The sequence below is a fragment of the Chryseobacterium sp. S90 genome (assembly GCF_047444895.1).
Taxonomy (GTDB): Bacteria; Bacteroidota; Bacteroidia; order Flavobacteriales; family Weeksellaceae; genus Chryseobacterium.
Window position 1 is genome coordinate 178,725 of record NZ_JBLGCX010000004.1, and the last position, 12,647, is coordinate 191,371.

Here is a 12,647-nt window from a genome sequence, read left to right on the forward strand (position 1 = left end):
TTTTATTACCTTACAATTAAATACTTGAATCCTCCCTCTTTTTCGGATGCATACTGTTTAGTATATTTACTTTCTATAAATTTAGCAAATTTCTCGTCTTTTAAAGCAAAAACGACATATTCTCCTGTCTGGCCATCAAATAGATGTAATTCTCCTCCTTTCTTCATTCCTACAAAATAATGCCCCTTAGTGGATTGGCCAATTATTCCTCCAGGACCCTTTACGTTTTCTACAGATTTTACGCCATAGATAACTGCAATCTCTCCTTCTTTCATCAATTCCTTTAGCCTACCAAATGGTCTGGCTGGCTGAAAGTGACCTCCTCCAAATTTTGGGGCAACTTTTTCAAATGTTTGGTATCCCGATTCCTTTGCTAATTTCAACTCTCCAGTTTTGAGGAAATTAATCACAGATTCTACTACATTTCCACAATTATACTTATGTACTTGAGCTATTATATCATCTTTTAAATAATGGTTAAAGTAAGGCATTGCTTCCTGTATATGGTCAAAAGGATTTTTAACTTTTTCTGAGAATTTTTTTAACCCTTCTCGAAATGCTTTAACCTTTTCTGCATCACGAGTTGCAAATAATGATTCACCTGCTATATGCCCTCCCTCGTGTTTTAGTTCTTCTAAAGCATGATCAATCTGTTTTGCCTCCTCGGCATTCTTTGCAGATTTTCTGATATCATCTTCATGCTCCAGAATTTCTTTTGCACTTTTTCTCAATCCATTATGAATTGCTACAGAAAGTTCGCCAGATAAAGATAATAATTCCAGCCAAAATAAATACTCAGATAGTGATTTGCCCCATGAGGCATCTCTTGCTCCGGAAAGTTTCAGTAATGTATTGACTGTACCACTGGTAATTTCTACTACGGCAGCTGTTGCTGCTACGGCCTTTTTTACATTCGCTACAGCTTTTCCAGCTTTACTTACAAAACTAAGCTTTTCTGCTTTTGCTGCAAATTTTGCCAGATATCTGAATTTTCCAATGTTTCCTACTCCGGAAACGGTAGTTAAAATATCTGCGGCATATTCTGCGCTTGTAATGACGTTACTCCAGAACTGTTTGTCACGATTGGCTTTCAGCATAAAGGCTGGGACAACAGAATCCAGCTTCATTTCTGTTTCCTGACTTTCAATATCCTTAAGATAAATAGGATAAAAAGGATGATACCAGAACTGATCTATAATAGGAACCTGCGTAGGCACTAGATTATCAGTCTTCAGACCTGGCATCATTTCAATTTCTGTTTTTCCAGTATCATATAAAGTTTTTATCAGCCTTCCTTTTTGCTGATGGGCCTCAAAAGACATAGTTACATTACTGAAATAAAAACCGAAAGCTTTTTGAGAAGAATATGGCAGGAATAAAAGTCCGTCAGTAGTTGCAAATTCAGGATTTTTTTCTGTATCAGGGTATATAAACCTTGACTTTTTCCATGTCTGGCTGATCAGTTTTGCAAATTCCAGAAAATTTTCTCCATTGATCCTGTCATAAATAAATTCAAACTTGGAAATATTTTTGTCTCCGTCCTTTATCGTCTCAAGGAACCAATTCATGAGTTTTACTTCCTGTCCTTCTTTTTGTAGGATAATTTTTATGAGTTTTATAAAAATGTTTTCTTCCGCGAGATCTTTTTTATTTGTAAGGCTATCCCTTCTTACAGCAATTTCCATAAGTGTCCATAGGAAGTCTTCATTAAACATTACAGCTACAGATTCCGGTAAATAAAACAGCGTTTTCATGGCATCATAGTAAGCAAGGGTACTTTTACTTTTAATGCTGTCTTCTATTTTATGTATAACCTGGTTCATAAACTGATCTCTGAAAGAATCTCTCTGGGGATTGCTGTTATCTCCTTTTTCTAAGGAGAACCCTTCATTAAACAGGGTTTGATCTAAAAAAGTAAGTATCCCACCGATACTTGTAAATTTTAATATAATGGAGCATTCGTCATCATATAGGAAGAACTTAGGTCTGTATCCTTTTTCATAATATCTGTATTTTAGTATGAAATTCTTTAGCCCATATTCTATCTGAAGAAAGGGAATCAAAGTCATTCTACCTTCTTTTTCAGATTTCAGAACCTGAACCTTCTTTTCCGGATTATTCCATAAATATTGTTTATCATCAAACAATATTTTTATAATTTTCCCAAAAGTTGTCACATGATCAGTATAATCGTAAGTATAGGTGTCATTTTCTAAATCTTTCAGATATTTTCCATTGGGGTCATAGTATATATTGTCTGGAAAAATGGTTACAGCCTTTAGACTTTCAGAATAAATGACAACTAGATTTTTAACGGTATCATAAATGTAGGAACTAGTTCCAAATTCTATAGGAAATTCGATAAGCCATTCATCCGATATAGTTTCAGTGGTTTCATCTAAAAGATTGAAATATTTTCCATTGAGGTTTTTTACATAATATTTATTATTTCCGCCGGTTTTCAGCAGATAAATGGCTTCAGCATTATGGCTATTCAGAATACCAAAAATTCGTTTGTATTTATTAAAGTCTGTTTCAAAAATGTTCTTATTGACATTATAAGCATTACCATCATCTAAAGGTGTTAAAAGAACTTCAGTGGGAGGCAACGCATTTTTTGCACTTTCTTCAGACCTTCGATAGAGCCTGAGAAACTCAATGATTTGTTCAAAATCAGTCATTTTCGTTGATTTTAGAATTTACGGATGATAATTCATTTTCCGGAAAAACCATCGTAAGCTTATTGTTGTAATAATGCTTCTGAATTGTTTCTTCATCCAATACGAGAAGATCCAGATAGTAATCTTTATCAAGTAGTGTGTGGGCATTTTTAAGTTTGCATTTAGCCTGTACCAAAACATCCCAGTCTTTTCCTTCCAGCGTGTCCCATTTATCAAATGGTACCCTGCCTCTGCTTCCGAAAAGAAATATCTTTTCTACAGCAGTAATATCATCAATCTTGTCCTTTAAGGTCGTGAGGATATAAGGCAGCACTTTATCGTGCTGCCAGATAGCCTCGGGTTTTACCCGGCTCATGGTTTTTTGTTTTTAGATTAAATTAGGAATCTTGATAGAGAGAGCTTTTCAGCATATTCTTGGGCATCAACCAGCTTATCGTCTTTGTCAAAAAGTCGGTTGGATGAACCGGTGAAGAAATCATCAGCAAATTTCAGGAAAGTAATTCCATCCGTTGTAAAGGCTAATGTGTCTGACATTTCTGTATAAGGAGGTTTGACAAATTTGAAATTTTTGATTTTGTCTATATCCACTCGGATGGTAACTCCATTCCTGGTATTGGCAAAAGCTTCAATACCGTCTATTCCTGAAAGTCCGGAAGCCAAAGCTCCATAAACTTTTACTAGGGAATCTGTTTTTGCCCATGTTGCGTCTCTTACAACCTCAATAGTCTGTCCCATGCATTCGTATTTTCTAGGAAACTCGCCTGCTTGATCAAGGTCTCCAATGGTATTATATGAGCCTGTACTATCTAATTCTTTCAGAGAGAATTGGATCTGTTTTATGCTGGATTTGTTTCCCATCAAAGAATTATCTTTCACGAAGTTACTTTCTGTGATTATATCGCCCGGTACTTCAAATTCATTCGGATCTTCAGTACTAAATGGTAAAGCATGCTCTACTTTTAAGCCGATACTTTCTGCCTGAAGAATATTTAATGGAGTTGGAAGTCTGGTAATCCAGGCTTTTCCTTGTTTTATACCTTTAGGCTGTTTCATTTCATCTACAATCGATAGATAAAGAGAATCTCCAATGACAGGAACTTCGCCTCCATTCCAGATTTTACCTGTTGCCATGTAGAACTGAACGGCATCTTCAAATCCCGGACGTACCGTAGCAACTACTCTTGCCATACCACTTTGCAGGAACGCTCTGAATAATGGATCTACATCTTCAGCCTGGTAAAGATTAGTCCATTCTGTTTTATTAGCCCAATAGTAAGGATACAGATAGTAAGAAAGGTTTTCCCATTCAAATGCCTGTTCCATAAACTTAAGGAAGGCAGTATATTTATCAAGTTTTGATGACAGATCTGTTTCATAATCTGTAAAGGTACTTCCGGTAGTTAGCCCTGCCATACCATAACCATGGGTAGAATTGGCTGATCTGTTGATCATATAAGAGATACAGTTTTTACGGAGTACAGTATTCTCGATCTGACGATAGAATCCTGGATTGGATCCTTTAATCTGGATACCGGTAGCTTTTTCTTCCGCTATTTTCTGTTCGTAAACTGCCAAAGCCTTTTCATAGCTATCAATAATGGCTTTGAATGTTTTCTGAAGCCACGCATTTCTTGCTTCTGGAGTAAGCTCTAAGTTCAGTTTCATAGTTCCCTGCATGATAGGACTTTCTCCTGTAGCAAAACTAAATTCCAGTTTATTTTTGATATTCAGGGTTGTTGTTGTTCCACTTACCTGTGTACTGTTAGGTGAAGAAATCCAGTAAGTACCTTGTCCTCCAATTGTCATGAAAGCCTGGTGAGCACCTTTAAAGCTATGTGGATAGGTTTGGAAAGTATAATCAACAGTTTTTAATAAATAACCTTCCGGAACTTCAACTTCTCCATTTCCGTTTACAATCTGAACCTTGTCATCATCTTTTCCTCCGAAGTTTCCATCGCGTCCACTGAATGATTTACTTATAGCAAAGGATTCTGCAGGTCTCTCATCAATTTCGGCATTGTATTTACTTATCCAATATTTTAATGCTGCTTCGTTACCTAAAGATGAATAGTTCTCTAATGGCAGATAGCTTGCTTTTCTTGGATCTTCAGGTTTTACAAGATCGCTCTTCGTTGCTGAATTATCTAATGTCATTCCCAACGTATGTAATTTAGCAGGTTGAGGAACCATAAATTCGAACATCAGACGCTTGCCATAATTATAGATCTGGTTTTTCATAAGTTTGTCAACCCAACGGAAAACACCTACAACATGCTTATCTCCTTTGGTATTATCAAAGCCGTGTTTGTTATTCTCTTCAAACTCTTCAATAATCTTTTCAATTCTTTCTTCATGAACTTTTGTGACTACTCTGTCTAATGCTCTTGCTGTAATATCCTGAGCTTGGGTAAGCGCTTGTCTTGTACTTTCTTCTTTGGAAGAATGAGTGGCATACCCACCGGCAATTCCTGTACTTATTGTTGCACCCATTGCGCCTGTTCCAGTTTTCCAGGTGGCATCAAAATGTGCCTGTACATTGGCATCTCTGGATTCCTGCATCATTTTGGCAATCTCAGTCTGCATTTCAAATCTGGTTGCTGTAGTGGTGTCCGTAAGTTTTTCTCTTTCAGTATCTGAAGATGTAGTAGTGGTGTTTTCGCTTCTTCTTAGCCTTCTTGTTGCCTTTTCACGGTACTCACGGGCCATTACGTTTTCTATATGAGCCACTTCCCCTTCTACATATGCATGGGTAGTCTGTTCTACTTTAAGATAGTCAGCAATACCGATTTGCTTAAATCCAAATCCGGAAGGGATATAAGAATCATCAGGTTCCTGAACAGGATCTTTAATTTCATTTACAAACTCAAAAGATGAGGTGTAGCAGGATTTCATCGAAATAATTCTTGGGAAGAAAGTCGTTACCTTACCATTGGTAAAGGTGATTTTAACATCCATTGTAAAGTTCTCTGTTTGAGAAATGTATACACCGTCTGTTGTTGCGCTTCCTAATAATTTACTTAAGAAAATCTTATTACCAACACGGCTTTTTTCAAAATAAGTACCGGAAATAGGTCCTGCATTGGTATAGAAAGTATAGCTCATACTTGCTACATTCCAGGAAGCATCAGGAACATCGATAGATAAGTCCAGACACGTATTTCTTAAAATATGCCTTGGACATAACTGATAGGTAAAAGGAATAGTTTCTACTCTTGAGACAGGAAGAATAACTCCACCAATGCTTGTATAGCTTTCAGAATTATCCATGATATTATCCAGAATAACTTTATTGGTTCTCTCTGTAGCATTAGAGATAATGTCTTTTAATTCATTGAACGTATTTCTTCCTGCCAGCAAACTATCAATTAGTGACGAGTCATCAATCCTTTCTTTGTCTGTCTCTGAAAAGTCATATTCCAAAAGTGATAATACGGTATCAATACTATCGGGTTTCAATCCACTTACAAGAGTTCTTGCATCTACTTCAGGGCGGAATGAGAACTCAAATTTCGGAAGCTTCGGATAAGGAATCTCTTCTGGTCTGCTACAAGGATCTTCTGGATCATAAGGAAGTTCTGGTTTTCTGATCTCACAATATCTTTTTCTTGCTTCTTCTACACGGGCATAATATTCGTCAAGAATAGATTGGTTGGATTCGTTATGTTTTTCTTCACTGATTTTATATTCCTGACTATATTCTTTTTTATAACTGTTTTCAATAAGAGACATCTCTTTGGTTAGCACTTCATATCTCTTAAGAAGAGCCTGCCCCTCCTGGATATTTTGCTGCTTTTCCATATAAGAGGAAGGTGATGTAACTTCTCCCGATTCTTGCTCCTCCATTTTTGCAGCAATACCAATAGGGCTGGCATCCGGAGTATCCAGCATCAGTTCTCTGGGAATTACAACTCTTGCGGATAATAAATCTTTGTATTCATCTTCGCCTGGAGCTGAATTTTCAGGGAGAAGTGTATGAGCCGCTAATAAAACCTGCATTAACCCTTCTTTAACATAAAAGTCTTTATGAGTAGCAATCTGATAAATTAAATTGTTCCATAAGTTGATAAGATCGGGAAATGCGTAAGAAGAGGATAGTTTTACCTGATTCTTTTTCCCATTAAATTGATTATAAGAACAAGTGTTTTTATTTTTTGCAAGCCAAAGTGCGTAATCGTACACAATACCATAGGTTTGTTTCAATGCATCCATATCAGCAATAAAACTGGCACTTTGGGCAAAAAAAGCAGCTCTTTCTTTTAGCAATTCCTGCTTAGGCCTTGTTCCTGAGGCTACAGGTACATAAAATGCATTATCGCTTTTTAAAGAATCAGGAATTGTAATGAATTTTTTACTTTGTTTATCTTCATCGGGTAATTGCGGGCTTCTTAAGCTTACGAATCTGAAAAGTGTTTGTGATGGATTGCTGGTGTTCATAGTGTTTGTTTGTTTATAATTAATAATTCCTTCTCCTATTAAGGATTTTCCGACGGTAAGTGCGGATTTTGTTGATGTATTGTTTGTTGGCATTTTCGTTTATTTTTTTGTGTACTCAAGAGTTAGCGTAAATGAGTTGATACGGGAATAGTCATAATCAGGTACGTTCAATAGTTCTATGATAGCCATTTCTCTTTCGATGGTGATGTAAGCTTTTGTTCGCCATTGGTTACCTGCAAATGCGGTTTTAAGATCATACCATTCTGTAAACATTTCGTTGGAGATAATAGTTTCGAGGTCGGGGAATTCAGCCTTCAGATCAATTTCACCTGTTCTTGGAATCTGATCCAGATATAAGGTTTTCTTGTAAACAGGCTTTCCGTTGATCCATTTTCCACCTGTCAACTCTTCTTTAGTACTGTAGGAATGCTGTTTGTCTGCATATTGTTTCTGGATATAATCATTTTCCTGGGCATTGTCTCCGAAATAAGTTTTAGAACTTAATCCCCGGGAGTTTATCGTTTCATGTTCTATAAATACCGGTTCATCAGAATTTGAGCTTACAAAAATTCCTTTTACTGTTCCTCCATTGGCTTGTCGCAAAGCAGCACCTGTGTCATTTAGCATCAAATGCGAACCATGACCAAACGCGAAAACCCCATTTTCTTTACTTACATCAACACTTGCAGCATTCGTCCCATCTAAGTCACCAGAAAACATCATTACAGATTCAGGAAATAAACCAAGGGCACTTTTTACGCTGTCAGGTTCGTTGATTCTATAAAGAAGTCTTTCCGTTGAATCTTCATTTGTGAATTGAATATTACCGGCTACAGGAGTTCCAGAGGTTCCTGCCAATGGGACAAAATCAGTAAAGTCTGATAAGTTTTTATATCCAAATACATTACCGGCATTCAGAACAGCTACTTTTGTATAAGTGTTGTCAGCGAGAGGAGTTCTTCTTGCAGAAACTACAGCATCAAAATCCAGTGTTCTTGCGGCAAAGTCTCCACCAATTAATGGGGTAACGAAATCATGACGTCTTGCTACCGGATTGGATTCAATAACCAGTTTATTAAATGTGGAACCTCCTAATGGAGCATTACAGCCGATGACGACGTTGTTATCTCCCCAAACACCCATAGCATGAGTGGTAGAGGCTGCGTTATATCCGATAAATGTATTGGAGCCCCAGGCACCTGAGGTAGTAACTTTTCCATGAGTCTGACCGGCATAAGCACCAAGGAATGTATTTTGAACTCCATGAGTAAGCCAGTATCCGGCTCCAACTCCTAAAGCAGTATTATATTTTCCATCGATATTTTTAACACCTGCTTCATCTCCCACATAAGTACATGAAAGAGCAGATGTTGAGTTTTTGCCAGCTTCAGTTCCTATCATTACATTATAGTTTCCGGTAGTTAAAAGAGAGCCGCTATTTACCCCAATAAGAGTATTCCAATCTCCTGTTGTTAAATTTGCACCTGCAAAACCTCCTATAGCAATATCACTTAGCCCGGTTGTTAGCTTTGGCAGAGTATTGTATCCGATTCCGATTCCATATGTTCCGGTATGGTCTGTATTCATATTTCCGAACCATAAAGAATAAGTTGTAGGACTGAAATTTATTTCGCCTGCTCTGCCTTCGCCCGGGTGGAAAATAATAGGTTTAGTTGTTCCGTTACCTCTGTCGATAACATTTTGTAAATTATCATTCCCGCTAAAGGACGGTTTATCAGAAAGGTCATTATAGCTGCCTGTTACAGCTACTTTTTTCAGGGTAACTTTTTCCTGTCCTTCCTGAGACAATGTTACACTTCCATCAGAATTGGTGGTTGGAATGATACTGAATTCTGAAAGATTAATGTGAAAGGCTGAACCATCATTCTGGGTAATTGTAATAATATTTTGAGAGGCATCATATACTGCATTCTCAATACTGATATCACGGGTTATCAAACTGCTTAAATCTACCGATTTACTTTGCTGGATACCATTCTCACCTGTATAAAATACTGTTAAGACGTTTCCATTCAATTGTGGAGCCTGAATAGTTGTTTGAGTTTCAATTTTATCTTTCCAAAGCTGTGCGTTTTGAGGACTTAGATTGGAAGCAGTTATATCTGCTTTTTGAGATAGGTCATAGTCTAATTTATCTGCTGGAATTTTTTCATCTTTATGCCAATAAGATTCCTGCCACTCCCAGAATTCTTCCTGTACTGGAATATCTCCGTTTTCGAAATATTTTTTTAATTCTTCTTTTGTTTTCATATTTGTTTTTATCTATAGGTAATTGTGGTTGTAGCAGGGATTCCTGAGTTGCTTAAATCTAATCCTGAAGGAGCAGAAACTGTTTTTAAGGAAGGGATTGCAAATGCGTTTTGTCCAACAGATGTTACTGTGCTTGGAATGTATAAGGCTTCGATAACAGTTGCTCTGGGGCAATAAAATGCTTGTGCTCCAATGGTTGTTAAGCCTTCATTCAGGATGATTTCTTCCAATGAATCAGGCCCGTTAATACTGTTTTTTTGATCCCAAAACGCCTGGTCTTTAATGATTTTTAATGTCGAAGGTGTTTTGATACTTTTAATATTTTGTCCCAAAAAGGCAGATAGTCCTATTTCTTCAAGTCCTTCATTTAAATTTACTTTCAAAACCTGATAATTCATTCCCGAAAAGGCATATGCACCATCAATAATTTTTTTAGTGTTAGATGGAATGGTAATTACTACTGCTGAACCAAGAAGTTCATTACCATTTGTGAAAAAAGGTATTACCTTTTCAATGCTTTCAATAGAGTTTTGGGTGATTTTCTCATCCTTATGCCAGTAAGAGTTCTGCCATTCCCAAAAGTCTTCCTGCTTTGGGATATCTCCATTTTCGAAATAGAGTTTTAATTCTTCTTTTGTTTTCATAAAACGTTGTGTGATTTGTTAGTTAATAAATTGATTGTTGTGTCCTGTCTTCGGGAAACAGATTCACTTTTGTACTATATTTTCAGACATAGTTCTGGCTGTCCAGCATTTTGTGAATGGTGAATCAAAGATGTTGAGAATGTTTAATGAGATTGCTGTACGCGTATTATAGAGATTTCAAAAAATAGTGTTGGACAGCGTCAGAACTTTGTCGTGTTTTATTTTTCTTTTATTTAAAGAGTATCTTCTTCAAGTACTGTTTCTTCAAAATCTTCTCTGAAGAAGTTTTCAATATCATTGAGATAGTTTTCATAGTCTATCTCAGTCTTTTCAATGTCACTCCATTCTATAGTATAGAGGTTTTCGTCGAAGAGTATGTTGGTATTAAGATTGGGAGTTTCCATGTTTTGTGTTGTTGGGTTTTGATTATATTTTGAACATATTTCAGGCTGTTCAGCATAAGTGCATGTTGAATTCAAAGGCGGTTAAAAATTTTTATAGATTGTTGTTTTGTGTTTTTTTGATACTCCAAAGGTAGTGGGGCAAAACGACAAAACTTGACGTGTTAAAAAAATATTTTCTAATTTTAAATATAATCTTTAGGGCTTATATTAATCAGTTATAAGGTCCAAAGCTTATATTTTATTTCTGATGAGTTTTTGAACAATCTGATTCAGGATTTCTCTGTTATCATCAATATAGCTTAATCCGGCCTGTATCAGATTTTCAATATTAGACCTTCTTACGTTATCCATTGCAGGAGAAGCGTTTTTCAGTGAAGGATTCACACGGTAATAGTTTTTCTGATTTCTCAAACCTAGCGTCTGAAACATCTGCTCCAGCTGATAATCTACTGTTTCTGCATTGGCAGACATTAAAATATCAATTATAGGGCTTACCCAGCCAATTTTTCCAGCTTTTTCCAGTTTTTTAAAAGGATAAGGTCTGGCTTCAATTCCTGTTCCGATAGAAACAATAATCATATCATTTACACTCGGATGGTTGGCTTTCTGATGATTTTTCAAAACTTCTGCAAAAGGAATTTTTCTCGCTTCCGCATAAGCACAAAGAGCGGGATTATTAGCAAACATTCCTCCATCAATCAGGCTGAAGATCTGTCCATACATCGATTTGATCTGTACCGGACTAAAATACGTTGGAGCAGCTGAAGTCGCTCTGCAAATATCTTTTACATAGAAGTTATCTGTGCTGAGGTTGGCTTTCCATGAATTGAAAAGTTTTGCTCTTCTGTTTTCAATGTCGTAACTTGTTATTAAACATGGTTTTATTAATTCTTTTAATTCTAAATTTCCAAAAAAGTCATTTAAATTCCTTTCAAGAGATTCCTGTGGAATTTTTTCATTCAATAATCCGAATGGATTAACCAGTTTTTCCCAAAAGGAAACCTGGAAGATATCGCCGCCCTTTTCCGCATATAATTCTAATCCTTTCTGAATAGAATATTTTGCTTTTCGGGTTTCGTCGGGACATAGAATAATAGAAGCAATCAGACCTCCGGTACTGCTGCCTGCCACCAGATCAAAATAATCCCCAAGCTTTGCCGTGGGCTTATCATAATACTGAAGCTGTTCTTCTATGTAGCGTAGAATAATGCAGGTGATGATTCCTCTTATTCCGCCCCCGTCCAAAGAAAGAATGGTTGTCTTTTTCATGTTATTTTTTTCATTTTTTTAAGAAACATCTGGCAGCTTTAGACAAATAAAACCAATAGATTTTCGAAAAAATGTCTATTGGTTTCAGCTTATTATAAAGATTGCTTTGGTGTTTTCTTATAAAGCAAAGATAGATGGAGGAAGCGACAGAACTTGTCGTATTATAAATGATTTTAATTAATTTTATTAAAAAAATAGAGCTTTAAATCAGTTAGTTAGGTTTGTTTGTGTGTTTTTAATAAAAATTAAAAAACAACATAATTTTGTTTATCTCTCGGCATCTTCAATAGTGTCCTCCAGCTGGTTTTTACAGGTCCTTTTTTAGAAGGAATACTCTTTTTTTCAAAGTGCGGAAGATCCTTGAATGTTTTCCAGTTTCCACCCCAGTCCCAGCCATGACGGGCAAAGATCTTTACACACTCATACCAGTCAGCAACTTTGTCATTATCCCAGTCTTTTACCGTATCCCAGCTTGCTGTTTTACCGCCAATCATCAGGCAGATATCTACAGCAAGACCATAATTGTGGATGCTTTGTCCTGCCTTAGCGTTGGTCACCTTTTTTCCTGAAGTAATTCTTCCGATCGCATACAGTTTTTCCTGCTCCTCAAAAGATCTTAGTCCCTGAGTGATCCGTATCCTGGCTCTCCCGGTAAGAGCTTCATCACATTCCTGTATAATTTGCTTTACTTCATCTCTTACCATCGGGTGAAGTTTCTGAATTCGTTCTAAGGTTACTTTGTCCATATTTCTTATTTTGTATGATAACAAAAGTATAGAACAGAAGCGACGGAACTTGACGTGTTTTATTTAATTTTATTAAAAATTCTACGGTGTTCAACCTGGCTGTTTCAGGTATTATTGAGACTATAAAAAGGGATTAGATAAAATGTTTTTGTGAGCGAAATTATAATGCTAATACGACAAAACATGTCGCATTTAAAA

The 12,647-nt window shown here is 36.4% G+C and carries 8 protein-coding genes; all 8 read right to left on the reverse strand.

What is annotated here, in order from left to right:
- Positions 1-5 precede the first annotated feature (5 nt).
- Complete coding sequence (locus ACLMCG_RS12905) at positions 6-2,681, reverse strand: hypothetical protein (RefSeq protein WP_413959827.1); 2,676 nt, start codon at positions 2,679-2,681, stop codon at positions 6-8.
- Complete coding sequence (locus ACLMCG_RS12910; RefSeq protein WP_413959828.1) at positions 2,674-3,036, reverse strand: hypothetical protein; 363 nt, start codon at positions 3,034-3,036, stop codon at positions 2,674-2,676. The genes ACLMCG_RS12905 and ACLMCG_RS12910 overlap by 8 nt, the downstream gene beginning before the upstream one ends.
- 17 nt (positions 3,037-3,053) lie before the next feature.
- Entirely contained in the window at positions 3,054-7,208 is a 4,155-nt protein-coding gene (locus tag ACLMCG_RS12915; protein WP_413959829.1) for a hypothetical protein, read from the reverse strand.
- 6 nt (positions 7,209-7,214) lie between these two features.
- Positions 7,215-9,386 (reverse strand): hypothetical protein, encoded by a 2,172-nt coding sequence (locus tag ACLMCG_RS12920; protein WP_413959830.1) that lies wholly within the window; start codon positions 9,384-9,386, stop codon positions 7,215-7,217.
- A gap of 8 nt (positions 9,387-9,394) precedes the next feature.
- On the reverse strand, positions 9,395-10,030 hold the full coding sequence (locus ACLMCG_RS12925) for a leucine-rich repeat domain-containing protein (RefSeq protein WP_413959831.1): 636 nt from the start codon (positions 10,028-10,030) through the stop codon (positions 9,395-9,397).
- A 233-nt stretch (positions 10,031-10,263) separates the two neighbouring features.
- Positions 10,264-10,509 (reverse strand): hypothetical protein, encoded by a 246-nt coding sequence (locus tag ACLMCG_RS12930; protein WP_413959832.1) that lies wholly within the window; start codon positions 10,507-10,509, stop codon positions 10,264-10,266.
- A 156-nt stretch (positions 10,510-10,665) separates the two neighbouring features.
- Positions 10,666-11,703 (reverse strand): patatin-like phospholipase family protein, encoded by a 1,038-nt coding sequence (locus tag ACLMCG_RS12935; protein ID WP_413959833.1) that lies wholly within the window; start codon positions 11,701-11,703, stop codon positions 10,666-10,668.
- Positions 11,704-11,948: 245 nt separating this feature from the next.
- Complete coding sequence (locus ACLMCG_RS12940) at positions 11,949-12,449, reverse strand: M15 family metallopeptidase (RefSeq protein ID WP_223598357.1); 501 nt, start codon at positions 12,447-12,449, stop codon at positions 11,949-11,951.
- Positions 12,450-12,647 lie beyond the last annotated feature (198 nt).

What these genes read in the sequence shown, in the direction of transcription:
- ACLMCG_RS12905 (WP_413959827.1), bottom strand. Translation starts at nt 2,681, where the DNA reads ATGACTGATTTTGAACAAATCATTGAGTTTCTCAGGCTCTATCGAAGG.
- ACLMCG_RS12915 (WP_413959829.1), bottom strand. Translation starts at nt 7,208, where the DNA reads ATGCCAACAAACAATACATCAACAAAATCCGCACTTACCGTCGGAAAA.
- ACLMCG_RS12940 (WP_223598357.1), bottom strand. Translation starts at nt 12,449, where the DNA reads ATGGACAAAGTAACCTTAGAACGAATTCAGAAACTTCACCCGATGGTA.
- ACLMCG_RS12920 (WP_413959830.1), bottom strand. Translation starts at nt 9,386, where the DNA reads ATGAAAACAAAAGAAGAATTAAAAAAATATTTCGAAAACGGAGATATT.
- ACLMCG_RS12925 (WP_413959831.1), bottom strand. Translation starts at nt 10,030, where the DNA reads ATGAAAACAAAAGAAGAATTAAAACTCTATTTCGAAAATGGAGATATC.
- ACLMCG_RS12910 (WP_413959828.1), bottom strand. Translation starts at nt 3,036, where the DNA reads ATGAGCCGGGTAAAACCCGAGGCTATCTGGCAGCACGATAAAGTGCTG.
- ACLMCG_RS12935 (WP_413959833.1), bottom strand. Translation starts at nt 11,703, where the DNA reads ATGAAAAAGACAACCATTCTTTCTTTGGACGGGGGCGGAATAAGAGGA.